General features: G+C 66.5%; 23 protein-coding genes and 1 riboswitch. Of the genes, 8 read left to right on the top strand and 15 right to left on the bottom strand.

Annotated features, from left to right (window positions below; all coding sequences use genetic code 11):
- Positions 1–10: 10 nt before the first annotated feature.
- The 7 genes from cobT to cbiE are packed head-to-tail and all read right to left on the bottom strand — an operon-like array spanning position 11 to position 6,335.
- Entirely contained in the window at positions 11–1,036 is a 1,026-nt protein-coding gene (cobT, locus tag RFN30_RS30490; protein ID WP_320265705.1) for a nicotinate-nucleotide--dimethylbenzimidazole phosphoribosyltransferase, read from the bottom strand.
- 24 nt (positions 1,037–1,060) lie between these two features.
- On the bottom strand, positions 1,061–1,828 hold the full coding sequence (locus RFN30_RS30485) for an adenosylcobinamide-GDP ribazoletransferase (RefSeq protein WP_320265704.1): 768 nt from the start codon (positions 1,826–1,828) through the stop codon (positions 1,061–1,063).
- On the bottom strand, positions 1,825–3,141 hold the full coding sequence (locus RFN30_RS30480; RefSeq protein WP_320265703.1) for a cobyrinic acid a,c-diamide synthase CobB: 1,317 nt from the start codon (positions 3,139–3,141) through the stop codon (positions 1,825–1,827). The genes RFN30_RS30485 and RFN30_RS30480 overlap by 4 nt, the downstream gene beginning before the upstream one ends.
- Positions 3,138–3,953 (bottom strand): uroporphyrinogen-III C-methyltransferase, encoded by an 816-nt coding sequence (gene cobA / locus RFN30_RS30475; protein ID WP_320265702.1) that lies wholly within the window; start codon positions 3,951–3,953, stop codon positions 3,138–3,140. Before cobA ends, RFN30_RS30480 begins: the two co-directional genes overlap by 4 nt.
- On the bottom strand, positions 3,950–4,714 hold the full coding sequence (cobM, locus tag RFN30_RS30470; protein ID WP_320265701.1) for a precorrin-4 C(11)-methyltransferase: 765 nt from the start codon (positions 4,712–4,714) through the stop codon (positions 3,950–3,952). Before cobM ends, cobA begins: the two co-directional genes overlap by 4 nt.
- Entirely contained in the window at positions 4,711–5,097 is a 387-nt protein-coding gene (locus tag RFN30_RS30465) for a cobalamin biosynthesis protein (protein ID WP_320265700.1), read from the bottom strand. Before RFN30_RS30465 ends, cobM begins: the two co-directional genes overlap by 4 nt.
- Complete coding sequence (gene cbiE / locus RFN30_RS30460; RefSeq protein WP_320265699.1) at positions 5,094–6,335, bottom strand: precorrin-6y C5,15-methyltransferase (decarboxylating) subunit CbiE; 1,242 nt, start codon at positions 6,333–6,335, stop codon at positions 5,094–5,096. Before cbiE ends, RFN30_RS30465 begins: the two co-directional genes overlap by 4 nt.
- A 1-nt stretch (position 6,336) precedes the next feature.
- Here cbiE and RFN30_RS30455 point away from each other — a divergent pair, with 1 nt between their 5' ends.
- Positions 6,337–7,104, top strand: a complete 768-nt coding sequence (locus RFN30_RS30455; RefSeq protein WP_320265698.1) for a cobalt-precorrin-6A reductase — start codon at positions 6,337–6,339, stop codon at positions 7,102–7,104.
- Here the strand turns inward: RFN30_RS30455 and RFN30_RS30450 are convergent.
- The 8 genes from RFN30_RS30450 to RFN30_RS30415 form a co-directional block, all read right to left on the bottom strand.
- Positions 7,068–7,832, bottom strand: coding sequence for a precorrin-3B C(17)-methyltransferase (locus RFN30_RS30450; protein ID WP_320265697.1), 765 nt, complete (start codon positions 7,830–7,832; stop codon positions 7,068–7,070). The genes RFN30_RS30455 and RFN30_RS30450 overlap by 37 nt on opposite strands.
- Complete coding sequence (locus RFN30_RS30445) at positions 7,829–8,587, bottom strand: precorrin-2 C(20)-methyltransferase (RefSeq protein ID WP_320265696.1); 759 nt, start codon at positions 8,585–8,587, stop codon at positions 7,829–7,831. Before RFN30_RS30445 ends, RFN30_RS30450 begins: the two co-directional genes overlap by 4 nt.
- Positions 8,584–9,216 (bottom strand): precorrin-8X methylmutase, encoded by a 633-nt coding sequence (locus RFN30_RS30440; RefSeq protein ID WP_320265695.1) that lies wholly within the window; start codon positions 9,214–9,216, stop codon positions 8,584–8,586. The genes RFN30_RS30445 and RFN30_RS30440 overlap by 4 nt, the downstream gene beginning before the upstream one ends.
- A gap of 3 nt (positions 9,217–9,219) precedes the next feature.
- Entirely contained in the window at positions 9,220–10,710 is a 1,491-nt protein-coding gene (gene cobG / locus RFN30_RS30435; protein WP_320265694.1) for a precorrin-3B synthase, read from the bottom strand.
- Positions 10,707–14,465 (bottom strand): cobaltochelatase subunit CobN, encoded by a 3,759-nt coding sequence (locus tag RFN30_RS30430; RefSeq protein ID WP_320265693.1) that lies wholly within the window; start codon positions 14,463–14,465, stop codon positions 10,707–10,709. Before RFN30_RS30430 ends, cobG begins: the two co-directional genes overlap by 4 nt.
- A 16-nt stretch (positions 14,466–14,481) precedes the next feature.
- The gene (cobW, locus tag RFN30_RS30425) at positions 14,482–15,519 is read right to left on the bottom strand and encodes a cobalamin biosynthesis protein CobW (protein ID WP_320265692.1); all 1,038 of its coding nucleotides are present in this window, start codon (positions 15,517–15,519) and stop codon (positions 14,482–14,484) included.
- Positions 15,516–15,950, bottom strand: coding sequence for a DUF1636 family protein (locus RFN30_RS30420; RefSeq protein WP_320265691.1), 435 nt, complete (start codon positions 15,948–15,950; stop codon positions 15,516–15,518). The genes cobW and RFN30_RS30420 overlap by 4 nt, the downstream gene beginning before the upstream one ends.
- Before the next feature lie 37 nt (positions 15,951–15,987).
- A riboswitch (cobalamin riboswitch) is annotated at positions 15,988–16,194 on the bottom strand.
- A 29-nt stretch (positions 16,195–16,223) separates the two neighbouring features.
- Positions 16,224–17,423 carry a winged helix-turn-helix domain-containing protein gene (locus RFN30_RS30415; RefSeq protein WP_320265690.1) on the bottom strand — a complete coding sequence of 400 codons (1,200 nt, stop codon included), beginning with the start codon at positions 17,421–17,423 and terminating at the stop codon, positions 16,224–16,226.
- 336 nt (positions 17,424–17,759) lie between these two features.
- Between RFN30_RS30415 and RFN30_RS30410 the strand changes: the two genes are divergently transcribed.
- The 7 genes from RFN30_RS30410 (at position 17,760) to RFN30_RS30380 (ending at position 23,883) form a co-directional block, all read left to right on the top strand.
- Entirely contained in the window at positions 17,760–18,125 is a 366-nt protein-coding gene (locus RFN30_RS30410) for an NADH-quinone oxidoreductase subunit A (RefSeq protein WP_027169002.1), read from the top strand.
- On the top strand, positions 18,116–18,697 hold the full coding sequence (locus tag RFN30_RS30405; RefSeq protein WP_013531090.1) for a NuoB/complex I 20 kDa subunit family protein: 582 nt from the start codon (positions 18,116–18,118) through the stop codon (positions 18,695–18,697). Before RFN30_RS30410 ends, RFN30_RS30405 begins: the two co-directional genes overlap by 10 nt.
- 4 nt (positions 18,698–18,701) lie before the next feature.
- A complete protein-coding gene (locus tag RFN30_RS30400) occupies positions 18,702–19,307 on the top strand; it encodes an NADH-quinone oxidoreductase subunit C (RefSeq protein WP_320265689.1) in 606 nt (201 codons plus the stop codon).
- A gap of 9 nt (positions 19,308–19,316) precedes the next feature.
- Positions 19,317–20,507 carry an NADH-quinone oxidoreductase subunit D gene (locus RFN30_RS30395; RefSeq protein ID WP_320265688.1) on the top strand — a complete coding sequence of 397 codons (1,191 nt, stop codon included), beginning with the start codon at positions 19,317–19,319 and terminating at the stop codon, positions 20,505–20,507.
- Positions 20,508–21,815, top strand: coding sequence for an NADH-quinone oxidoreductase subunit E (locus RFN30_RS30390; protein ID WP_320265687.1), 1,308 nt, complete (start codon positions 20,508–20,510; stop codon positions 21,813–21,815).
- Positions 21,816–21,825: 10 nt separating this feature from the next.
- Positions 21,826–23,130, top strand: coding sequence for an NADH-quinone oxidoreductase subunit NuoF (gene nuoF / locus RFN30_RS30385; RefSeq protein WP_320265686.1), 1,305 nt, complete (start codon positions 21,826–21,828; stop codon positions 23,128–23,130).
- A gap of 72 nt (positions 23,131–23,202) precedes the next feature.
- Positions 23,203–23,883 carry a helix-hairpin-helix domain-containing protein gene (locus RFN30_RS30380; RefSeq protein ID WP_320265716.1) on the top strand — a complete coding sequence of 227 codons (681 nt, stop codon included), beginning with the start codon at positions 23,203–23,205 and terminating at the stop codon, positions 23,881–23,883.
- Positions 23,884–23,896 lie beyond the last annotated feature (13 nt).

Here is a 23,896-nt window from a genome sequence, read left to right as displayed (position 1 = left end):
GTTTTGTTTATTACTTTTCCGAGACACCCGCCTCGGCAAAACTCGCCATCCTGGCATGGCACTCGAGCGCCGAGCGCACGATGTTGACGGCCAGGCAGGCGCCGGAACCTTCGCCGAGCCGCATGCCGAGGTCGAGCAGCGGCGGCAGGCCGAGGGCTTCGAGCAAGCGGCGGTGGGCGGCCTCTGCCGAGACATGGGCGGCGATGGTGTGCGCCAGCCCCGTCGGGTGCAGCCTGGCCAGCGGCGCCACGGCGGCGGTGCAGACGAAGCCGTCGAGCAGCACCGGCACGTTGTTGTGGCGCGCGGCAAGCGTGGCGCCGAAGATGGCGGCAAGCTCGCGCCCGCCAAGTGCCGCGGCGATCTTCAGCGGATCGGAGAGCGAATCAGCGTGGCGCTTGAGTCCCGCCTCGATCGCCACGACCTTGCGCTGCAGGCCGGCGTCGTCGACGCCGGTGCCTCGTCCTGTCCATTTTTCCGCGCCGCCACCGAACAGCGCCGTCGAGATCGCGGCCGCCGGCGTGGTGTTGCCGATGCCCATTTCGCCGAAACAGACGAGATCGAGGTCCTTGGTCACAGCGTCGTAGCCGGCAGAGACGGCGGCGAGGAATGCCTGCTCGTCCATTGCCGGCACCTGCGTGAAATCGCCGGTCGGACGGTCGAGGTCGAGCGGGATGACATCGAGCCCGGCGCCAGCGATGCGGGCAAGCTGGTTAATGGCCGCGCCGCCGCCAGCGAAATTCGCCACCATCTGTACGGTGACTTCCGACGGATAGGCCGAAACGCCCTGCGCGGTGACGCCGTGATTGCCGGCGAATACGAAGACCTTCACGGCATCGAGCTTGGGCATGTCGCGGCCCTGCCAGCGGCCCAGCCAGGCAGCGATCGTCTCCAGCCGGCCGAGGCTGCCCGGCGGCTTGGTGAGCGTGTCCTGGCGTTTTGCTACGGCGCTGGCGGCGGCGTCACTGCCGGCAGGGAGATCGAGGCAGGCTGCGCGAAGGTCTTCGAGCGATTTGAAAGAAGTTGATTGGGAGGACATGGGGGCAAGGTCTCCGAAAGAGAATCAGGAAAGGCAAACGGAAGCGGTAAGCAGCACCGAGATCTCGCCGAGCTGCTGCAGCGCGCCGATCGTGTCGCCGGTCTGGCCGCCGATCTGGCTGAGGCAAAGCGAGCGGAACGCGGCGAACAACAGGCCGAGCAAGATGAGCGCGACGATGGCGCCGCCAAGGCCGAGCGCCAGCAGCGACACGGCGCCGAGCGCTGCCCCGATAGCAGCTGTCTCGAAGGCTACGGCGCCGGCATTCGCCGACAGACCGTCGGCGCGGGCCGGTGGCAAAAGATGCATGAAAGCGCCGAACATGCCGCGCGAGGCGGCATGCGCGGCAAGCAGCGCCAGGAAGACATGGCCGGGTCCGGCCAGTTCCGAAAGCGCGCTCCAGCGGATGAGCAGCGAGATGCCGAGCGCCGCGGCGCCATAAGCGCCGATGCGGCTGTCGCGCATGATCTCCAGCTTTTTCTCGCGTGTCCTGCCGCCGCCGAAGCCATCGGCGATGTCGGAAAATCCGTCCTCGTGCAGGCAGCCGGTGACAAGCATCGTCGCGGCAAGCGCGAGCACCGCGGCCGGACCACCGGCAAGACCCAGGGCGAAAGCAATGGCGTAGACAAGCGCGCCGATAACGGCGACGGCGAGACCGGCGAAGGGTGCCGCCCAGATCGCGTCAGCAAGGCTGCGGCCACCGAAATCGCCCGACGGCAGGCGCAACCTTGTGAAGAAGACAAGGCTGAGGCCGATATCGTCAAGCAATTGCCGGGGTTCGGAGAGACCGCTCATGCGCCCCTCGCAATGGCGTGGAAGAAAGTGCCGCTGACATGGCCGCGCCGGTAGCCTGACGCGCCCAGCGCGTTGCCCTGGCCGTCGGCAAGGTCGGCCAGCGGCTCGTCATTGCCGGTGGCGGTCACCTGCGCGTAGTGGAATTCGTGGCCGCGGATCAGCGTGCCCTCAGGCCCCAAGGGGCAAGCGGCACGCAGGCGGGCCTCGCGATAGCCGAGGTTCATCCTGCGCCTGGCGAAGCTGGTCGAGTGTCCAAGCAGGCCGAGCATCTGGTGGCTCTCGCCGTCCGCGTCCTCCAGCACTTCGCCCAGCACCATGAAGCCGCCGCACTCGCCATGCACGGGCTTCGTCGCGGCGAAGCGAGCCATTCCGGCCCGGAAGGTCTCCGCAGCCGCGAGCTTGCCGGCATGCAATTCGGGATAGCCGCCGGGCAGCCAGCAGACGTCGCAGTCTTCGACCGGCGCCTCATTGGCAAGGGGCGAGAAGGGGACGATCTCGGCACCTGCCTTGCGCCAGTGCGTGGCGACATGCGGATAGAGGAAGGTGAATGCGGCGTCCTCGGCCAGCGCGATGCGCTGTCCGGGCGGCTGCAACGCGTCGTCAAAATGGCCAGCAGTGGGTTCCAGCGGTTTCGCCAGCGCCAGGACGGCATCGATGTCGAGCGACTTCTCGACCATGTCGGCCAGCCGGTCGAGATGCGCCATCAGGTTCTCGTATTCGCCGGCCTGGACGAGGCCGAGATGCCGCTCCGGCAGGTTGAGCGTCGGATCGCGCATGATGGCGCCGACCACGGGCAGGCCGATCGCCTCGATGGCGTCGCCCGACAGCCGGCGATGGCGCTCGCTGCCAAGACGATTGAGCACGACGCCAGCCATGCGCACATCCGGATCGTAGGTCGCAAAACCCTTGGCGACGGCCGCCGCCGTGGTCGACTGGCCGGAAACGTCGAGCACCAGAAGCACGGGCAGGCCGTAGAGCCGGGCGAGATCGGCGGCGGAGCCCGAACGGCCTTCAGGCGCGGGGATGCCGTCGAACAGACCCATCGCGCTTTCGAGGATGACGTATTCGGCATCGTCCGCTGCCTGACTGGCCAGCGCGTTGAGCAGGGAAGGCGACATCGCCCAGCTGTCGAGATTGACGCCGGACAGGCCCGTGGCGGCGGCGTGGAAGCCGGGGTCGATATAGTCCGGTCCGGATTTCGCGCCGCGCACCTTCAGCCCGCGCCGGGCAAGCGCGCGCAGCAGGCCGATGGTGACGCTGGTCTTGCCCGAGCCGGAGCGCGGCGCGCCAATGATGATCGCGCGCGCCGTCATGTCGCGCCTGCCAGTGCTGCGCGCATGGCGACGATGCCGCCGACGACGATCAGCGCCGGCGAGGCGAGTCCGGCGGCTGCCGCTTCCTCGGCGATTGTCGCGAGCGTGGCGACGACGATGCGCTCTTGCGGCGTGGTCGCGGCGACGATCACCGCCGCCGGGGTCGAGGGCGCGAGCCCGCCCTTGAGCAGGGCGGCGGCAATGGCCGGCAGGTTGGCCATGCCCATATAGACGACGACCGGCTGGCCGGTGCGCGCGATAGCAGCCCAGTCGATGTCGTCATCGGTGCCCGCCGCATGGCCGGTGGCGAGGATGACCGCCTTGTTGATGCCGCGCATGGTGGCGGGGATGCCGGTGGCGGCAAGCGCGCTGAGACCGGAGGTCAGGCCGGAGAGAACGCGGAACGGAATGTTTTCGTGCGCGAGCGCCAAAGCCTCTTCACCGCCCCGGCCGAAAATATAGGGGTCGCCGCCTTTGAGGCGCACCACACGGCGGCCCTCGCGCGCCAGCCGCACGAGCAGAGCGTTGATGGCGTCCTGCTTCATCGAGGGCTGGCCGCCGCGTTTTCCGGCGTAGAAAAGTTCAGCACCTTCGGCGACCGCCACGACATCGGGCGAGACCAGCGCGTCATAGACCAGCGCATCGCATTGCCCGAGTGCCGCCAGCACCTCCAGCGTCAGGCAGCCGGGATCGCCGGGACCGGCGCCGGCCAGCCAGACATGGCCGGGCTCCAGCGCGCGCGGCTTGAAGTTCAGCCGCGCCAGCGCCTGCTCCACCGTGGCCCGTCCGTTTCTGTTGGCGATGTCGTTCACAATCCGTCCCGTCCACGAAAACGCCGCTGGTAGTGGGCGTCGTAAAGTGAGCTTTCGCCGAAGTCCTGCGCGGCCAAGGCACTGCCGACGAAGATGATTGCCGTGCGCTCCATCGGGTTTTCGGCCAATTGCGCTTCGATGGTGCCCAGCGTGCCGGTCAGGATGCGCTCGTCCGGCCAAGAGGCGCGGAAGACGACAGCGACCGGGCATTCGGCGCCGTAGAGCGGTGTGAGGTCTGCCACAATGCGGTCGATGGCGTGGATGGCGAGATGAATGGCAAGTGTCGCGCCAGTGCGGCCGAAACCGGCCAGCGTTTCGCCGGGAGGCATTTTCGAGGCACGGCCGGAGACGCGGGTCAGCACCAGGCTTTGCGCAAGCTCGGGAATGGTGAGCTCGCGACGCAGCGCTGCTGCGGCGGCGGCAAAGGATGGCACGCCCGGCGTCAGCGTGTAGGGGATGTTGCGCTTTTCCAGCCGTCTGATCTGTTCGGCCACCGCGCTCCAGACCGACAGGTCGCCGGAATGAAGGCGGGTGACATCCTGGCCGGCCTGGTGGGCGGCGACATATTCGGCCTCGATCTCGTCGAGCGACATCGGCGCGGTGTCGATCAGCCTGGTGCCGGGCGCGCAATGTTCGAGCAGTTCCGGTGCGACGATCGAGCCGGCATAAAGACACACGGGACAGGACGCCAGCAGCCGGCTGCCGCGCAAGGTGATGAGGTCGGCCGCGCCCGGCCCGGCGCCGATGAAGTGGACGGTCATGGCGCGTCTCCGCTGATGGCTATGGCGCAAGTCACCGGGCCGAGGACGGTGCGGGCCCCAAGCAGTCTTGCGCCCTTGCCTGCCGCGGCCAGGGCCGAGGCTTCCGAAACCGAGGGCGTGCCGGCATGCGCTTGTGACTCTTCGGATCGGCTGATCGTGCTCGACGAGACGGCTTGCAATGCGTCGTTGGGGATGACGAGTACAGGGAGGTCGAGGTCGCGCCCAGCAAGGAAGATCGCTTCCTCGTTGCGCTTGACTTCGCTGGTCGCCAGCGCCGAAAGAGCAGTCATCGCCAGCCCATGCGCTTCGAGCGCGGTCTCGATCGCGGCGCGCACGTCGCGCGCCGTCACGCCTTTCCGGCAGCCGATGCCCGCGATCATCATGGCTTTACCCAGCTCCACTGCATCACCGGCATCGCTGGACGCCAGGCCTGCATGGATCCGACAGGCGCCGCGCGCGAAAGCGCGATGCGGGTAAGGTCGCCGCCGCGCCTGTTGTGCTGGTCGAGCAGCAGCGCCTCCATCTCCAGCGTCACCGCGTTGGCGACCATACGACCGCCCGGACGCAGCGCCTTGATCGCCTTGTCCAGCACGCCGGCATCGCTGCCGCCGCCGCCGATGAAGATGGCGTCTGGCGTCTCCAATTTTGCCAGCGCCTTCGGCGCCGAGCCTTCGATCACGACAAGGCCCGGCACGCCGCAATGCGCGGCGTTTCGGGCGATGCGGGCGGCGCGCTCACTATCGGCTTCGATGGCAATCGCCCGCGTCGAAGGATGCGCAAGCATCCACTCGATGCCGATCGAGCCGGAACCGGCGCCGATGTCCCACAGCAATTCGCCGCGCCGTGGCGCCAGCGCCGACAGCGTGATGGCGCGAATCTCGCGCTTGGTGATCTGGCCGTCATGCTCGAACAGATGGTCGGCAAGACCGACGGTCAAGGGCAGGATGCGCGCGTCCGCCGTCGTTTCAATTTCGAGCGCCAGCACGTTGAGCGGATTGATTTTTTTGAGATCGAAAACGTCGGCGCGGGCGGTTCGATGCGCTTCATCCGCACCGCCGAGCGCTTCGAGGATCGTCAACCGCGAAGGGCCGAAGCCGAGTTCATCGAGCAGTGCGGCGATGGCTACCGGCGCGTCGCCGTCGGAGGTCAGCGCCAGAATGCGCGCGCCGGGATGGAGCAGGGGCCGGATCAGGTCGATCGAATGGCCATGCAGCGAGATGGTCTCGACATCCTGCAGCGCCCAGCCGAGACGGGAGGCCGCCAGCGACAGCGACGATGGCGCGGGCAGGACCATCATTTGCTCCGGCTTAACTTTGCGCGCCAGGGTGACGCCGACGCCGTGGAAGAACGGATCGCCGGAAGCAAGCACGCAGACGTTTTTGCCTTTGAGCGCGAGCACGTCGCGCATTTCGGCATCGAATGGCGTCGGCCACGGGCGCGCCTCGCCCTTGGCCAGGGATGAGACAAGGGCGAGGTGCCGCTTGCCGCCGAAGATGACTTCGGCCTCGCCGATCCTTCGCTTGGCCTCGTCGCCGAGACCCGCTACACCGTCCTCGCCGATGCCGACGATGGTAAGCCATCTTTGGGTGAGCTTGGCGCCGCGCGGACCCTTAGCAGGCATGATGACCCACCGTATCCTGATCCTTGGCGGAACGACGGAAGCCCGGCAACTGGCCGGCAAACTGGCTCGTCGCGCGGATTTGTCGGTCACGCTGTCGCTTGCCGGGCGTACAGAAAGCCCCGTCGCGCAGGGCGTGCCCGTGCGTACCGGCGGCTTCGGCGGCGCGGAAGGATTGGCTGCCTACCTCGGCCAAGAACGCATCCACCTGCTGATCGACGCCACGCATCCTTACGCAGCGCGCATCTCGGCTAACGCCGCTGAGGCGGCCAGCCAAACCGGCGTGCCGATCTTTGCGCTGCGTCGCTCCGGTTGGGAGCCTGTTGCGGGTGATCGGTGGACGCTGGTCGACAGTGTCGCTGAAGCGGCGCAAGCGCTTGGTGCGGCGCCGCGCCGCGTCTTCCTCGCGATTGGCCGGCAGGAGGCCAGCGCCTTCGAGGTCGCGCCACAGCACCGCTACCTGATCCGCAGCGTTGATCCGGTCGAGCCGAAGCTGGCGGTGCCCGATGCGACCTATATCCTGTCGCGCGGGCCGTTTCCGGAAGCCAACGAACGGGTGCTGCTCGAAACGCACGGCATCGATGCCATCGTCTCGAAGAACAGCGGCGGGGAGGCGACCTATGGCAAAATCGCCGCGGCGCGGGCGCTCGGCATCGAGGTGATCATGGTGCGCCGGTCGCCCTTGCCGGACGTTCCCTCGGCTGAAACCGTCGATCAACTGGCCGAGATGGTCGATCATTTTTTCGGCCCTGTTGCCGAACGCGGCGTGTAGACCAGCGCGGGTTTTTCGCCGCGCTTGATGATGCGGGTCTCGGGCGAGCCGATGATGATGCAGGTCGCCATGTCGGCCCTCTCCGCATCTGCATCCGCCAGCAAAAATACCTCGATGCGCTCGTCCGGCCGTCCGGCGGCGCGGCCGAAGATCACCGGCGTGGTACCGGGCAGGATCGCCTTCAGGCATTCGAAGGCGCGGCCGAGCTGCCAGGGGCGGGCCTTGCTGATCGGATTGTAGAGCGCGATGACGAAGCCGGCGCCGGCAGCGGCCAACAGGCGCAGCTCGATCAGATCCCACGGCTTCAGATTGTCCGAGAGCGAGATGGCGCAGAAATCGTGGCCGAGCGGCGCGCCGATGCGGGCGGCGACCGCCAGCATGGCGGTGACGCCTGGAACGACCGAAATGTCGATGGCGCGCCATTCGGCCGGGCCGGCCTCGATCGCCTCGCAGACCGCCGCCGCCATGGCGAAAACACCGGGGTCGCCGCCCGAAACGACCGCAACGCTATGGCCTTCGGCTGCCTTGGCCAGCGCTTCGTTGGAGCGGGCAAGCTCCTCGCGGTTGTCTGAGGCGATGCGGGTCTGATCGTCCCTCAGCACGAGCCGGTCGAGATAGGGCTTGTAGCCATAAAAGAAGGAAGCCTCGGCCACGGCGCGGCTTGCCTGCGGCGTGACCTGATCGGCGTTGCCGGGGCCGAGACCGATGACGGTGAGGCGGCCGCTCATGGCTTTGCTCCGGGGGCTCCAGGACGGGCCGACCAGCCGGCGACCAGCACGATGGCGAAATAGGGGGCCTTGTCGTCCTGTTTTTCGGCAAGCCGCATCGAGACGCTGCCCGGCATGGTGCCGCGCTCGACATAGATAGCCTTCGCCAGCTTGCCGGTTGCCTCCAGCGCACGGCGGATTTTCGGCAGGTTGCGGCCGACCTTCATGATGACGGCGGCATCGGTATCGGCCAGCCGGCGCGTCAGCTCGAACTCGCTCATCGTGCCCGGCAGCACGGTGAGCACATCGTCGCCCTGGACGATCGGCAGGCCGGTCGCCGACCAGCAGCCGGACATGGCGGTGATGCCGGGAATGACTTCGGTCGGGAAGCGGTGCGCCAGGCGCACATGCAGATGCATGTAGGAGCCGTAAAAGAGCGGATCGCCTTCGGACAGCACGGCGACCATCCTGCCGGCGCCGAGATGCCCGGCGACCTGTTCGGCGGACTGCTCGTAGAAATCGGTGATCTGCGAACGGTAGTCGTCGTGGTCCTTGTCGATCTCGGTCGTCACCGGATAGAGCAGCGGCAGCTCGATCATGTCCGGCCGGAAGCGTGCCTCGACGATGGCGCGCGCATTGCTGTTGTTGCCGCGCTTGGCGAAATAGGCGACGACATCCGCTTCAGCCAATGCCCGCGCGGCCTTCAGCGTCAAAAGCTCCGGATCGCCGGGTCCGGTGCCGACGCCGACGAGGCGGCCTTTCACAATTGCGTTCACAGTCCCGGCCTCGCCAATGCGTTGAGCGCGGCCGCCGTCATCGCGCTGCCGCCCAGCCTGCCGCGCACGACGGCGTAGGGCGCGCCATAGGAATTCTCGGCCAGCGCGTCCTTCGACTCCGCCGCGCCGACGAAGCCGACCGGCATGCCGATGATCGCGGCCGGTTTCGGGGCGCCGTCGCGCAGTTTTTCGAGCAGATAAAAGAGCGCGGTCGGCGCGTTGCCGATGGCGACGACCGAGCCGGCCATGCGTTCGCCCCAGAGGTCGATGGCCGCTGCCGAGCGTGTGTTGCCGATTTCCTTGGCGATCTCGGTGGTGCGCGGGTCGCGCAGCGTGCAGATCACCTCGTTGCCGGCCGGCAGGCGCGCGCGGGTGACGCCGTGAGCGACCATTTCCGCGTCACAGAAGATCGGCGCGCCGGCGGCAAGGGCGGTCCGGGCGGCGGCAACGAAATCGCTGGAGAAGACGAAATGGCCGGCGGCCTCGACCTGGCCGCAGGCATGGATCATGCGGATCGCGACATCGGCTTCCGCCTCGGAGAAGCGCGCCAGGTCGGCCTCGGCGCGGATGATGGCGAAAGAGCGCTCGTAGATCGCCATTCCGTCATGGATATAGTCGTAGGCGGCCATTCTTCAGTTCCGTCGATAGAGTTCGGCGATGCCGGCCGCGCCAAGCCATGTGAGGCAAGCGGCAACGGTTTCGCCCTGATGTCTTTGCGCACGCACCGCGGCAAGGATGCCGGTGACCCCGCGCGCGGCGTCATAGCCCGGCCTGTATCCGGCAGGAAGGGCCTTTGCCGTCCCGCCCACGACAAGTCCGGCTCCGTTTTCGTCGCCGACGATTGTGAGCGCTGCCGGGCCGGGATGCGCGCAGCCCTTGGCGCAGCCGGAAATGTGGAGGGTAAGCGAAGGATCGAAGAGGTCGGCGCTTCCGCTGGCGATCGTCTCGGCGATGGCGCGGGTGGCGATGCGGCCTGAGGCGCAAGCAGGCGCGCCCGGGCAGGCGGCGATCCGGGTGCGGGGGTCGGCGGGGGAGGTGACGAAGCCGAGGGCGGCGGCTGAGGCTTGCAGCGAGTCGCAGGCGGATGCGGAGAGGCCGAGGAAGAGCAGGGCGCGGCCGGGCGCTAGGCGGATTTCGGTGGTGCCGAGTTTGGAAGCTGCTGTGGCGAGTTCGATGAGGAATTGCGCCGGCATGCTGCCGAAGGGCAGGCCGATGCCAAGGGCGTGAGTGCTAGCCAGGTCGAAGAGGACGATGGGCGAGCGAAGGTGCTCTACGGCGCCCCCCTCTGTCCTGCCGGACATCTCCCCCACTAGGGGGGAGATTGGCAGCTGGGCCGGCGGCGTTCTACTTGCCACCCCGACGCTTGGTGCGACCTTGCCGATTGGCGAAACCGACGGCGATAGGTCAATCTCCCCCCTTGTGGGGGAGATGTCCGGCAGGACAGAGGGGGGCGCGAAGGAATGCCAGCCTGCGAGGGACGCTAATTGCCGATCTGTCAAATCCCGCGTGTGCGCCTCGCGGCCTTTCTCGGCGACCATCCTGAGTGCTCCCACGGCAATGTCCCGCGCGGCATCCGCATCGACCGTTGCGAGCGGCCTTGCATTCCGCGCGTCGCCGGCAACCGACACGCTCCACTGCACGCGCGCGGTGGCCCGCACCGCGCTCACCCGCACATCGGCCGTCACCGCATCCATCGTCAGCTGTCCGCCGCCATCGACAACCACCGACACCTTCGGTCCCAGCCGCGGCGTCAGCCCGGCCTCTTCAATCGCCGCCCTGATCCATTCAGCCACAGGCCGCGGATCTTCAATCTCCTGAGGGTCGATGCCCGCCAGAGGTCCGGTCTCCACCGGCACACCGCTTCGCACTACAATTCCCAGCGCGTCCACTTCCGCCGCCAGCAGCCTGGCGCTTTCCGCGGTCAGGCCGCGGATCTGCAGATTGCCGCGCGCGGTCACTTCCATGATGCCGTTGCCGTGGCGCAAGGCGGATTCGCAGAGTCCGATCAGTGCCTTGGGGGTAAGTCCTCCAGCGACCGGATTGAGCCGCACCAGCAGTCCGTCGCCGGTCTGCATCGGGGCGCTGAGGGCAGGGCAGGCGCCGCGGCGCGAGAAGGCGTTCATGCCGCCATCCCCTGGGCCTCGGCGATCAACGCAGCAAGATCGTCGTCGATGGAGTTACGGAGCGGGTGCCAAAGGCCGCGACGCCGCGCCGAAAGGAACCGCTCGGCAATGACCTTCGCCGCGGCCGGGTTCTCGCGCAGGAGGAAGGCGCGGACGTCAGGATCGCCAAGATAGGCGTCGTGTACCGCCTCGATCAGCGCGCCCAAAATGGCATGGGTGGTCTCGGCGAAGCCGACGAGGCGGTCGACCGTCTCGGCGAATTCCGAGGCGCCGCGCGGGCCGTGGCGCATCTGGCCCGCGATGAAGCGCGGGTTGACCGCGCGCGCCCGCACCACCCGCGACACCGCTTCACCGACCGAGCGCGGCTTCGGCTTCTTCGGATCGGTCGTGTCGAGCACGATGACATCGGCGTTCCGGCCGAGCGCGGCAAGGGCGGCCGAAAACCCGCCGATGAAGGCGACATCGGCCGAACCTTCGAGGATGTCGCGGCCGGGATCATCGCCGGTGTGGACGAGCAGGTCGGCCTCGGCGATGCGGCCCTCGAAGGCACCGGGCGCCGAGATCGCTTCGCCGTCGGCGCCGCCATAGGCATGGGAGGTCGCATCCAGATAGGCGCGACCGATCTCTTCGCGCACGCCCCATTCGCCACGCGACAGCAAATCCTCGACCCCCGCGCCATAGGTGCCGGGCGAGGTGCCGAAAATGCGCGGGGCGACTTTACCCTCGGCGCGGGTCGCGGCGGCGAGCGGGTTTTCGGAATCGTCCTCGTCGCGGCTCGCAACAGCGTTGGCGGCGGCGTCGATCAGCGCGATCTGGGTCGGGAACATGTCGCGGAACAGGCCGGAAATTCGCCAGGTGACGTCGACGCGCGGGCGGCCGAGCGCTGCCGGTGGCAGCACCTCGATACCGGTGACGCGACCGGTCGCGGCATCCCATTGCGGCCGGCAGCCCATCAGCGCCAACCCTTGCGCGATTTCCTCGCCGCCGGTGCGTAACGAGGCCGAGCCCCAGAGGTCGATGACCAGCGAGCGCGGCCAGTCGCCATGGCTCTGCATGTAGCTGCGCACAACTTCTTCCGCCGCCGCCTGGCCGAGGTCATAGGCGGTCGGCGTCGGCATGGTGCGCGGATCGGAGGTGAAGAGGTTGCGTCCCGTGGGCAGCACATCGGAGCGGCCGCGCGCCGGCGCTCCGGCCGGTCCGGCCTTGATGTGACGGCCGTCGAGTGCTGCCAGCAGGGCCGTCTTTTCGGCCTCTGCGCTTTGCTTCCGCAGCGGATCGGTTTCGTCTTGCGGCGCGCGGCCGTAGACATGCAGCCCGTCCTTCACAGCGAAATCCTTGAGATCGCAAAGCCACGCGTCGATGCGGCGCAGCGCTTCGTCGGGCGCGTCGGTGCCGGCGACGCCGGCTTCGGCGGCCAAGCCAGATTTTTGCGCCGCTTCGACGATGAGCCGGGCCAGACGGTCGCGTCGGCGGCGGTCGAGGCCGTCGGCCTGGGCATATTCGTCGACCAGCCGTTCGAGCTTCTGCTGAGCTTCGTCGAGGCCGGCACCGGTCAGCGGCGGGGGCAGATGGCCGAGCGTGACGGCCGAAATGCGGCGCTTGGCCTGCGCCGCCTCGCCGGGATTGGAGACGATGAAGGGATAGATGACCGGCAGGGCGCCGGTGACGATCTCGGGAAAGCAGGTGTCGGAGAGCGCGACCGTCTTGCCCGGCAGCCATTCGAGTGTGCCATGCGCCCCGACATGGATGATGGCGTGGACGCCGAGCGACCTTTGGAGCCAGAGGCCGAAGGCGATCAGTTCGTGGCGAGGGGGCAGCGTCGGGTCGTGGTAGTCGGCGCGGCGGTCGGCCGAGCGTCCGCGATCCGGGGCGAGTGCCACGGTGACGTTGCCGAAGGTGGCGGCGCGGAAGGGGAAGCGTGTTTTGTCGATTGACTTTGAGGCGCTGCGTTCCTTCGCGCCCCCCTCTGTCCTGCCGGACATCTCCCCCACAAGGGGGGAGATTACTCTCTCATCTGCGCTTTCGCCAATCTCCGACGCTGGGGGGAGAGAGCCGGCGGCGGAACTGCTGATCTCCCCCCTCGTGGGGGAGATGTCCGGCAGGACAGAGGGGGGCGCATTGACATGAGCTTCGTCATTAGCTCGTCCCCATGCTGCCTCCATCGCATCGCGCGCGGCTTCGGGCAGTTCGGACGAAAGTGCGAGGTAATCCTCCAAGGCAAGGCCCTGCCCACCCACCTCCACCGAATCCAGCAGTGCACGCGGCGATTGCGGAATCCCGTCAACCGCATAGCCCTGTTCCTCAAAGTCATGCAGCATGGCGAGCACGCTCGACGGCACGTCGAGCCCAACGGCGTAGCCGGTCCGCCCGGGCGCGCTTGGATAATCCGGGATCAATATCGCCAGCCTGCGCTCGGCTCGCTCAGTCCGTTGCAGACGAATGGACGCCGCGATGCGCTTGGCGACCTGCGCGACGCGATCGGCTTCCGGCCGGTTGGCGAAAGCGCGAAAAGCCAGCGCCGGATCGGTTTCGACCTCGCCCTTGAAGGAGATCGCGCCGGCCAGAATGCGGCCGTCGAGCTCGGGCAGCACGACATGCATGGCGAGATCGGCCGGCGCCAGGCCGCGCTGGTTCTTCTCCCACACCTCGCGCCGCGTCGTGGCGACGATGACCTGGAAGACAGGCACGCCGGCGCGGTCGAAGAGCGTTTCGGCGCCCGGCTCGGCGCCGGAGGCAAAGGCGGTGGCGGTGACGATGGCGGACGGGTGCAGCGAGGCGATGGCGCTCTCGACGAAGGTTAGAGACGCCGGGTCTTTCAGGCTGGAAACGAAGATCGGTATGGGCATCATCCCTTGCTGCCGCAGCGCTTCGACCAGCGCGTCGATGGGGGCGACGTCGGCTGCCAGCAGCATAGAGCGGTAGAACAGGATGGGGATGATGGCGGAGTCGATGTTGTCGAGGTCGAGCTCCGTCACACCCCCCTCTGTCCTGCCGGACATCTCCCCCGCAAGGGGGGAGATTGAGCTGTCATCGACGATTTCGCCAATCGCGGATGCTGCAGAAGGTTTTATTGTTGAGTTAGCAGAAGAGGCGCCGGGGCCGGTGACGGCTGATCTCCCCCCTTGCGGGGGAGATGTCCGGCAGGACAGAGGGGGGTGCGAAGGAACGCCGATATCTGAGAGGTCAGGCTTCTCCACCACGCCGACACCCGGCTGATAGTACCCCGCCTTCGGCACCCTGACCGGTTCGGCCACGGTCGCATCAGATCCCGCCAGCCTCGCCAATCTTTGCACCAGCGCGCTCATATTGGCCGGTCCGCCTTCGCGGAAATAGCCAAGCAACGCGTCGAGCTCGGCCCGCGACAACGTCGAGCCTTCAATTAATCGTTGGTCCTCGTCATGGCTTTCGCCGGGCAGCAGCGCCAGCTTGATGCCGCGGTCGCGCGCAACCGCCGCCAACTGGTCGCAGCCGTAGCGCCACCAGTCGTAACCGCCGAGGATGCGGACCAGAACGACCTTGGCATGGCGGGCGACGCTGTCGATCCACAGGTCGACCGACATCGGATGGCGGAGGTCTCGAAGGGCAGCCAACCGCATCGACGGTAGGCGCTCCGCGTCCGCCTTCCAGGCGGCGGCCAGGCCGGAGAGATCGCTGTCGGTGAAGGACAGGGCCACGACATCCGCAGGCGTCTGCCTGAGGTCGATCGGCTCGGCGAGGTCGTCGAGCGAGGCGGATGTCGTGGTGAGGATATGCATCGCGTGTCGGTTAGCCTCAGCCGGCGAGGATACGCTCGACCGCCGGGCGGTTCAGCCCCTTGAGGCCGATGACGACGAGGCGCGAACGGCGGTCGTCTTCCGCGGTCCAGGCGCGGTCGTAATAGTGGTTGACGCGCGGTCCGACCGCCTGGAGCAGGAGCCGCATCGGCTTGCCGCCGACCTCGACGAAACCTTTGACGCGCAGCACGTTTTCCTGCTCGGCGGCGAGGGCGACGCGCTTCGCCAGTTCGTCCGGATTGGCAATCGACGGGATATCGACGACGAAGGAGTCGAAATCGTCGTGCTCGTGATCGAGCTCGTCGTCGTGATGGGTCTTGCGGTTCTCGATATCGTCCTCGACGGCAAGGCCGAGGCCGAGCAGCACCGACGGGTCGACCTTGCCCTGCGTGGTCGGCACGACCTTGACGGCGCGCGCCACATGCTCGCCGATGACGGCGTTGGCGCGGGTCGCACCGGCTGCGTCCATCAGGTCGCTCTTCGACAGGATGATCAAGTCGGCGCAGGCGATCTGGTCCTCGAACACTTCCTCGACCGGATCGTCATGATCTAACGAGTCGTCGGCGGCGCGTTGCGCCTGCAGCGCGTCCATGTCGGAAGCGACGCGGCCGTCGGCCAGCGCCGGGCCGTCGACAACGGCAATGACGCCGTCGACGGTCACGCGGCTCTTGACCGTCGGCCACTGAAAAGCCTGAACCAGCGGCTTCGGCAAAGCGAGGCCGGAGGTCTCGATCAGGATGTGGTCGACCTTCGGCGTGCGCGACAGGATCTGGTCGAGCGCCGGCACGAAGTCGTCGGCGACCGTGCAGCAGATACAGCCATTGGCGAGCTCGACGATGTTTTCCTCCGGGCAAGTGTCGATGCCGCAGCCCTTCAGGATCTCGCCGTCGATGCCGACATCGCCGAACTCGTTGACGATGATCGCCAGCCGCTTGCCCTTGGCGTTCTCGAGCAGGCTACGGATCAGCGTCGTCTTGCCGGCGCCGAGGAAGCCGGTGACGACGGTGCAAGGGACACGGGAAACGGAAGCGTTCATGGTCGGTCCTTCAGGAGGTCGAGAGGAGGGATGCGGGCAACCAGGCCCCGCTTGAGAGAATCGGGCCGGCCGCGCCAAGGGATCAGGCCGTCGGTCGAGGTGGCGAAGAGCTTTGCGCCGGCAATGAGGTCGGCGCCGCTGGTTGTTTCCAGATCGCCGAAGACGTAGCTCCAGCAGCCGTCGCGCAGCAGTGCCGCGCTCAAGCGGCGCTTGCAGTTGCCGAGACATTCGACGGTGCGGATGCGGATGTTTTCGCCCGAGGCGGCGCGGCGGGCGTCTTCGGCGAGCAGGGTGCCGGCGCGCGGATGCGCATCCGAGCCGGTCTCGTCGCGGCAGGAAGAGCAGACGATGACGGTCACGTCGGCCAGCGCGTCATCGCGCTCGGACGGAATGTCCGCGATATTAGCCGAGAAACTGCCGTTGCGATCCAAAACAGGCTCCTTGCCCGGAAAACCCGCCGGGCGATCGGATTTTCAGTCTCAGACGGCAGGTCTCCTGGCTCGCGGGTCATCGCCTTGGCGCCGCCTTCCCGGGAACATCCCAGTGGTTTTCGGCTAAGGCTCGTCGCTTACAGTTGCGGGGACAGCCGCGGATTTGGGGATTTTTCTAGCCCGCACCGCATTCCCTCTTGGCTCCTCCCTTTGCCGGGAGGAGACCGTCTGGCTCGGATTTAGGCTTACGTCTATGCGCCTGTCAACGCGCGGCTACGACACCCGGATGTCGGCCAGCGCCGGACCGAGGTCGCCGGCCGGCGTCACCTCGATCGCTTCCAGGCCGAGCCATGCCTGCATCTGTTTCAGCTCCTCGAAGAGCTGCGCGGCAGTTTCCGGTGGAGCATCGGCCTCGGCATAGGCGGCATGGGCGCGCAGCACGCCGGCAGGCCGGTCCGCCCTCAGATCGACGCGGGCGACGATGCGGTCGCCGAGCAGGAACGGCAGCACGTAATAGCCATACTGGCGCTTTTCGGCCGGCGTGTAGATCTCGATGCGGTAGCGGAAGTCGAAGAGTTTTTCGGCGCGCGTTCGTTCGAAAACCACGGGATCGAAGGGAGCGAGCAGGGCGCGCGCCTCGATCCGGCGCGGGAAGCGGGCGTCCTTGTGGAGATAGGCGGCCTTGTCCCAGCCTTCGACGCGCACCGGCAGTAGCTCGCCCGCCTCGACCAGTTCCTCGATCCTGTCTTTCGTGTCGCTGGGCGCCAGGCGGAAATAATCGCGCAGGTCGCCATAGGTGGCGATGCCGTGGGCACGGGCGGAAATGCGCAGCAGCTCACGATGCGCGTCCTCGACCGAAGGTACAGGCAGGTCGAGCACGGCCTGCGGCAGAACACGCTCCGGCAGGTCGTAGTAACGTTCAAAGCCGCGCCGGTAGGCGGTGGTGATGCGCCCTGCCCAGAACAGCCATTCGAAGGCGTGCTTGGCCTCGCTCCAGCCCCACCAGCCGCCATTGCCCTTATGGCCCTCGATGTCGGAGGCGGCGATCGGCCCGCGATCGGCGACTTCCCTGTAGATCTCGTCGATCATCTCCTTGCGCTCGCGGCCCCATTTGGCGAGGCCGAGATACATTTCCTCACCCTGCTCGGCGCGCTGCATGCGCCAGCGCATCAGCGGGTAGGTCTCGACCGGCAGGAAGGAGGCCTCGTGTGCCCAGTATTCAAAGACGGCGCGCTTTCGGGTAACGGCCGCGTTGTCGAGCAAGGCAAGCGGGTAGGGGCCGAGGCGCGAATATAGCGGCATGTAGTGGGCGCGCACCACCGCGCTGACGGAGTCGATCTGGAGCAGCCCGGTGCGAGAGAGCACACGGGCGAGATGCCTGCGGTTGGGCTCGCCGCCCGGGCGGGGGTCCGTAAAGCCCTGCGCGCCGAGCGCGATGCGCCTTGCCATGCGAAGAGAGATTTTTTCCTTCATCAAGGGGCCTTTGCCTCGATCCGTTTACCTGACTTCCGGCGGGTGATTCCGGCCATGCTAGCAGCCAAATGGCGGGAGATATGTCAGGAGAGAAAAGTGGAGTAAAAAATGAAGGAAATCAAACAGGAGCGGATCGGACCAGTTTCTTCCGATATGGCGTCCAGGGCCGGATTTTGAACAAGGTTTGACTTGCGTCGCCGAAACCGCTGCGCTAACCCTCGCCGCGTTGCAGCATGGGCCCCTTTAAAACGGTTCAGCGGTTAAACTGTCACGCTTCCGCATTAGAGTCCGTTGCTGTAATCAAAGTGAATTGGCCCGCCAAAGGAAAGTCGGCGCATGAGCGCACTCCTAAGTTCGTACCTGCCCATCGTCCTCTTCATCGCAGTGGCGATGGTCGTCGGTCTCGCGCTTATCGTCGCGCCGTTCCTGGTGGCCTACCGCAATCCCGATCCGGAAAAGCTTTCCGCCTATGAATGCGGGTTCAACTCGTTCGACGACGCCCGCATGAAATTCGACATCCGCTTCTACCTGGTGTCGATCCTGTTCATCATCTTCGATCTCGAGGTCGCCTTCCTGTTTCCCTGGGCGGTGTCCTTCTCCAAGCTCGGTATGCTCGGCTTCTGGTCGATGATGGTGTTCCTGGCGGTGTTGACCATCGGCTTTGCCTATGAATGGAAAAAAGGAGCGCTGGAATGGGATTGAACGACAGTTCAGGCACCCTCGTCGCGCCGAAGCCCAAGGGCATCATCGACCCCAACACCGGCAGGCCAGTGGGGGAGGACGATCCCTTCTTCCTCGAAATCAACAACGAGTTGGCCGACAAGGGTTTTCTTGTCACCTCCACCGAAGCGCTGATCACCTGGGCGCGCAGCGGCTCGCTGATGTTCATGACCTTCGGCCTCGCCTGCTGCGCGGTCGAGATGATCCACACCTCGATGCCGCGCTACGACTCGGAGCGGTTCGGCGTCGCGCCGCGCGCGTCTCCGCGCCAGTCCGACATCATGATCGTCGCCGGCACGCTGACCAACAAGATGGCGCCGGCACTGCGTAAGGTCTACGACCAGATGCCGGAGCCGCGCTACGTCATCTCGATGGGCTCCTGCGCCAATGGCGGCGGCTACTACCATTATTCCTATTCGGTGGTGCGCGGTTGCGACCGCATCGTGCCGGTCGACATCTATGTGCCCGGCTGCCCGCCGAGCGCGGAAGCGCTGCTTTACGGCATTCTTCTGTTGCAGAAGAAGATCCGCCGCACCGGCACGATCGAACGGTGAGCCAATGACCCTGGCGTTGAACGAACTCTCCACTTATCTCGGCGAGAAGCTTTCCGGCCGCATCGGCGAGCCGGTGCTTGCCTATGGCGAACTGACGGTCCCTGTCGAGCCGGGCAATCTGATCGAGGTTGCGACCTTCCTGCGCGATGATCCGCGTTGCCAGTTCATCTCGATCATCGACATCTGCGGCGCGGACTACCCGTCGCGGGCCAAACGCTTCGACGTCGTCTACCACCTGTTGTCGCCGAAGCAGAATGTCCGCATCCGCCTGAAAGTCCAGGCCGACGAGGAGACGCTGGTGCCGTCGCTGACCGCCGTCTATCCGGGCGCCGACTGGTACGAGCGCGAGACCTATGACCTCTACGGCGTGCTGTTCTCGGACCATCCGGACCTGCGGCGCATCCTCACCGACTACGGCTTTGACGGGCATCCACTGCGCAAGGATTTCCCGCTGACCGGCTTCGTCGAAGTGCGCTACGACGACGAGGCCAAGCGCGTGATCTACGAGCCGGTCGAGCTCAAGCAGGAATTCCGCAATTTCGATTTTCTTTCTCCTTGGGAAGGGACGGACTACGTCCTGCCGGGGGATGAGAAAGCCAAGACGAATTGAGGCGCCACGATGGCTGAAACCTCCGTCCGCAACTTCAACATCAACTTCGGTCCGCAGCATCCTGCGGCGCATGGCGTTTTGCGCCTGGTGCTGGAGCTGGATGGCGAGGTTGTCGATCGCGTCGATCCGCATATCGGGCTGCTCCATCGCGGCACCGAGAAGCTGATCGAAGCCAAGACCTATTTGCAGGCCGTGCCCTATCTCGACCGACTCGACTATTGCGCGCCGATGAACCAGGAGCACGCCTTCGCTTTGGCCGCCGAGCGGCTGCTCGGCATCGAGGTGCCGAAGCGCGGCCAGTTGATCCGCGTGCTCTATTCCGAAATGGGCCGCATCATGTCGCACATCCTCAATGTGACGACGCAGGCGATGGACGTCGGCGCGCTCACCCCGCCGCTGTGGGGCTTCGTCGAGCGCGAAAAGCTGATGGTGTTCTATGAGCGTGCCTCTGGCTCGCGCATGCATGCCGCTTATTTCCGTCCCGGCGGCGTGCATCAGGATCTGCCGCAGCAGCTGATCGAGGACATCGGCAAGTGGATCGACCCGTTCCTGAAGTCGGTCGACGACCTCGACGCGCTGCTGACGCCCAACCGCATCTTCAAGCAGCGCAATGTCGATATCGGCACCGTGTCGCTAGCAGACGCCTGGGCCTGGGGTTTTTCGGGCGTGATGGTGCGCGGTTCGGGCGCTGCCTGGGACCTGCGCAAGGCGCAGCCCTATGAATGCTATTCCGAGATGGATTTCGACATTCCAGTCGGCAAGAACGGCGACTGCTACGACCGCTATCTGGTGCGCATGGAAGAGATGCGCCAGTCGGCGAAGATCATGCGCCAGTGCGTCGACCTGCTGCTCGGCAAGGAAAGCGCCGGTCCGGTATCGAACCTCGACGGCAAGGTGGTGCCGCCGAAGCGCGCGGCGATGAAGCGCTCGATGGAAGCGCTGATCCATCACTTCAAGCTCTACACCGAAGGCTATCGCGTGCCGGCCGGCGAGGTCTATGCGGCCGTCGAGGCGCCGAAAGGCGAGTTCGGCGTCTATCTGGTCTCAGACGGCACCAACAAGCCCTACCGCTGCAAGCTGCGCGCCCCCGGCTTCGCGCATCTGCAGGCCATGGATTTCCTGTGCCGCGGTCACATGCTGGCCGACGTCACCGCCGTATTGGGTTCGCTCGACATCGTGTTTGGGGAGGTCGATCGCTAAATGTCAGTCCGCCGTCTCGCAGATGCCAGCGTCCAGCCAGCCTCCTTTGCCTTCAACAAGGCGAACGCGGCGGCGGCGCAGCAGTGGATCGCCAAATACCCGAAGGGGCGCGAACAGTCGGCTATCATCCCGCTGCTGATGATCGCGCAGGAGCAGGAAGGCTGGGTGACGAAGGCCGCGATTGAGGCGATCTGCGACATGCTCGGCATGCCGCGCATCCGCGGCCTCGAAGTCGCGACCTTCTACACGCAGTATCAGCTCAATCCGGTCGGCACGCGCGCCCATATCCAGGTCTGCGGCACCACGCCCTGCATGCTGCGCGGCTCCGAAGCGCTGATGGACGTCTGCCGCTCGAAGATCCATCACGACCAATTCCACACCAACGACAAGGGCACGCTGTCGTGGGAGGAGGTCGAGTGCCTCGGCGCCTGCGTCAACGCGCCGATGGTGATGATCTTCAAGGACACGTTCGAGGACCTGACGCCGGAACGGCTGGCCGAGATCATCGATCTCTATGAGGCCGGCAAGGGCGCAGACGTTAAGCCGGGTCCGCAGAACGGCCGAACCGGCTCGGAGCCGGCAGCCGGGCTGACGACGCTGAAGAGCGAGAAAGCTATCCTGAAGTCGACCCGCGACAAGGAAGCCAAGGCAGCGGCGAAGGCGGCCAGGGAGGCTGCGGCCTCGGCGCCGGCTGCAGCGCCCGCCGTTGTCGTCTCCCAGGCGCCGACCGCGCCGGTGGCATCGGCCCCGGTCGGACCATCGAAGTCCAGCAAGCCGAAAACCGATGCGCCGGAAACCAGCCCGGCGCTGACGACACCGTCGCCGGTCAAGGTTTCGCCGGCCACCGAGAAGGCGGCCAGCGTCAGGGCGCCGCGCCACTCCGCCGCCAATGCCAACCAGGCCTCGCCGGAGGTCGAAGGGGTTTCGAAGCCGCGCAGCGGGCCGATCGCCAAGGCCGAGCCGGCTTCCGTCTTCAAGTCGCCCGAAACCAAGCAGCCAGCGGCTAAGACGGCGAAGCCGTCGCTCGAGGACAAGAATCGTCCCGCCGGCATCGAGCGCCCGGCAGCGGTCGACGATCTCAAGCTGATCTCCGGCGTCGGACCGAAGATCGAGGTCACCCTGCATTCGATAGGCATCTACACCTTCGCCCAGGTCGCCTCCTGGAAGAAGGCCGAGCGCGAATGGGTCGATGGCTATCTCAATTTCCGCGGCCGTATCGAGCGCGACGACTGGGTGAAACAAGCCAAGGCGCTCGCCAAGGGCGGTGTCGCCGAATACATCCGCGTCTTCGGCAAGAAGCCGGTCTGAGGGACGAACAATGCTCCAGGACAAAGACCGTATCTTCACCAACATCTACGGCCTGTTCGACAAGTCGCTGGCCGGGGCGCAGGCGCGCGGCATCTGGGACGACACGCCCCGCCTCATCGCCAAGGGGCGCGACTGGATCGTCAACGAGATGAAGGCGAGCGGGCTGCGCGGCCGCGGCGGCGCCGGCTTCCCGACGGGCCTGAAATGGTCGTTCATGCCCAAGCAGAGCGACGGCCGGCCTGCGTATCTGGTCATCAACGCCGACGAATCGGAGCCCGGCACCTGCAAGGACCGCGACATCCTGCGCAACGACCCGCACACGCTGGTCGAGGGCGCGCTGGTCGCCGGCTTCGCCATGGGCGCGATCGCCGCCTACATCTATGTGCGCGGCGAGTTCATCCGCGAGCGCGAGGCGCTGCAGCGCGCCATCGACGAGGCCTATGCGGCGAAGCTCATCGGCAAGAACAACACGTCCGGCTACGACTTCGACGTCTATATGCACCATGGCGCCGGCGCCTATATCTGCGGCGAGGAGACGGCGCTGCTCGAAAGCCTCGAAGGCAAGAAGGGCCAGCCGCGGCTGAAGCCGCCGTTCCCGGCCAATGTCGGCCTCTATGGCTGCCCGACGACGGTCAACAACGTCGAATCGATCGCCGTGGCGCCGACCATCCTGCGCCGGGGCGCAGCCTGGTTCTCATCTTTCGGCCGACCGAACAATGCCGGCACCAAGCTGTTCTGCGTCTCCGGCCACGTCAACAATCCCTGCACCGTCGAAGAGGCGATGTCGATCCCGTTCCGCGAGCTGATCGACACGCATTGCGGCGGCATCCGCGGCGGTTGGGACAATCTGCTCGCGGTCATCCCGGGCGGCGCCTCGGTGCCGCTGGTGCCGGCGGCGCAGATTATCGACGCGCCGATGGATTTCGACGCGCTGCGCGACCTCAAATCCGGTCTCGGCACTGCGGCCGTCATCGTCATGGACAAGTCGACCGATGTCGTGAAGGCGATCGCCAGGCTTTCCTACTTCTACAAGCACGAGAGCTGCGGCCAGTGCACGCCGTGCCGTGAAGGCACCGGCTGGATGTGGCGGGTGATGGAGCGGCTGGTGCGCGGCGAGGCGCAGAAGCGCGAGATCGACATGCTGCTCGACGTCACCAAGCAGGTCGAGGGCCACACCATCTGCGCGCTGGGCGACGCCGCGGCGTGGCCGATCCAGGGCCTGATGCGGCACTTCCGGGGCGAGGTGGAGCGTCGCATCGACGAGTTTTCGCGCAACGCCCACCGGGTCGAGCCGGTGATGGTGGCGGCGGAATAGGATTGGAATACGGGCATTGCCCGGGACGGAAAAGCAGGGGCGGGGCGTACGAGGAACGACCAGGAGATGTCTATGGCGCCGTATTCGATAGCCTACCCGCTGATGCCTTATTGGGACCAACTCGAGAAGATGAATCAGGACCTGACCAAGATGATGCCGAGGGAGATGGCCAGCGCCATCAACCTCATGGCGCATCCCGTCGCGGGCGCGGCCGCGATGTCGGCGCTGGGCATCGGCTTCGCCAACCAGGCCCTGGGCGTCTGGATGGGCGCGCTCTCCGGCGCGGTCGAAGCCTCGCAGCGCATGTTCCAGCCGTTGCCCGACGATCTCGAGGCGCGGACCGAAGCCGCCAACAATTCGTCCAAGGCGCGCAAGGCGACCGAGACGTTGATCGCCGAGGCGCAGACCTTCGCCAGGGACGTAACAGATATCGCGGCGAACGCCACCGAGAAGGCGCTCGACGCGACCGGCGCCGACACGGTTGCCGGAACGGCCGCGACCGGGCTGATGCCGGAGGATTTCAGGCAGCCCAAGTCGATCGACAAGCCGGGGAAGCCTTCCGACCTGAAGGCGATCTCGGGCATCGGGCCGAAGCTCGAGAAAGTGCTGAACGGCCTTGGCATCTGGTCGTACGACCAGATCGCTGCCTGGACGTCGGAAGAGATCGCCTGGGTCGAGGATTACCTGTCGCTCGCCGGCCGCATCGGCCGTGACGACTGGACCGGTCAGGCGGCGGCGCTGGCCGCCAAGTAGTGAGATGAAATGC

Source organism: Mesorhizobium dulcispinae (genome assembly GCF_033977345.1).
GTDB lineage: Bacteria > Pseudomonadota > Alphaproteobacteria > Rhizobiales > Rhizobiaceae > Mesorhizobium > Mesorhizobium dulcispinae.
The sequence above is the reverse complement of the archived record's forward strand: the minus strand, read 5'-3'. Positions and strand labels throughout refer to the sequence as shown.

What these genes read in the sequence shown, in the direction of transcription:
- cobT (WP_320265705.1), bottom strand. Translation starts at nt 1,036, where the DNA reads ATGTCCTCCCAATCAACTTCTTTCAAATCGCTCGAAGACCTTCGCGCA.
- RFN30_RS30485 (WP_320265704.1), bottom strand. Translation starts at nt 1,828, where the DNA reads ATGAGCGGTCTCTCCGAACCCCGGCAATTGCTTGACGATATCGGCCTC.
- RFN30_RS30480 (WP_320265703.1), bottom strand. Translation starts at nt 3,141, where the DNA reads ATGACGGCGCGCGCGATCATCATTGGCGCGCCGCGCTCCGGCTCGGGC.
- cobM (WP_320265701.1), bottom strand. Translation starts at nt 4,714, where the DNA reads ATGACCGTCCACTTCATCGGCGCCGGGCCGGGCGCGGCCGACCTCATC.
- RFN30_RS30465 (WP_320265700.1), bottom strand. Translation starts at nt 5,097, where the DNA reads ATGATGATCGCGGGCATCGGCTGCCGGAAAGGCGTGACGGCGCGCGAC.
- cbiE (WP_320265699.1), bottom strand. Translation starts at nt 6,335, where the DNA reads ATGCCTGCTAAGGGTCCGCGCGGCGCCAAGCTCACCCAAAGATGGCTT.
- RFN30_RS30455 (WP_320265698.1), top strand. Translation starts at nt 6,337, where the DNA reads ATGACCCACCGTATCCTGATCCTTGGCGGAACGACGGAAGCCCGGCAA.
- RFN30_RS30450 (WP_320265697.1), bottom strand. Translation starts at nt 7,832, where the DNA reads ATGAGCGGCCGCCTCACCGTCATCGGTCTCGGCCCCGGCAACGCCGAT.
- RFN30_RS30440 (WP_320265695.1), bottom strand. Translation starts at nt 9,216, where the DNA reads ATGGCCGCCTACGACTATATCCATGACGGAATGGCGATCTACGAGCGC.
- cobG (WP_320265694.1), bottom strand. Translation starts at nt 10,710, where the DNA reads ATGAACGCCTTCTCGCGCCGCGGCGCCTGCCCTGCCCTCAGCGCCCCG.
- RFN30_RS30430 (WP_320265693.1), bottom strand. Translation starts at nt 14,465, where the DNA reads ATGCATATCCTCACCACGACATCCGCCTCGCTCGACGACCTCGCCGAG.
- cobW (WP_320265692.1), bottom strand. Translation starts at nt 15,519, where the DNA reads ATGAACGCTTCCGTTTCCCGTGTCCCTTGCACCGTCGTCACCGGCTTC.
- RFN30_RS30415 (WP_320265690.1), bottom strand. Translation starts at nt 17,423, where the DNA reads ATGAAGGAAAAAATCTCTCTTCGCATGGCAAGGCGCATCGCGCTCGGC.
- RFN30_RS30410 (WP_027169002.1), top strand. Translation starts at nt 17,760, where the DNA reads ATGAGCGCACTCCTAAGTTCGTACCTGCCCATCGTCCTCTTCATCGCA.
- RFN30_RS30405 (WP_013531090.1), top strand. Translation starts at nt 18,116, where the DNA reads ATGGGATTGAACGACAGTTCAGGCACCCTCGTCGCGCCGAAGCCCAAG.
- RFN30_RS30400 (WP_320265689.1), top strand. Translation starts at nt 18,702, where the DNA reads ATGACCCTGGCGTTGAACGAACTCTCCACTTATCTCGGCGAGAAGCTT.
- RFN30_RS30395 (WP_320265688.1), top strand. Translation starts at nt 19,317, where the DNA reads ATGGCTGAAACCTCCGTCCGCAACTTCAACATCAACTTCGGTCCGCAG.
- RFN30_RS30390 (WP_320265687.1), top strand. Translation starts at nt 20,508, where the DNA reads ATGTCAGTCCGCCGTCTCGCAGATGCCAGCGTCCAGCCAGCCTCCTTT.
- nuoF (WP_320265686.1), top strand. Translation starts at nt 21,826, where the DNA reads ATGCTCCAGGACAAAGACCGTATCTTCACCAACATCTACGGCCTGTTC.
- RFN30_RS30380 (WP_320265716.1), top strand. Translation starts at nt 23,203, where the DNA reads ATGGCGCCGTATTCGATAGCCTACCCGCTGATGCCTTATTGGGACCAA.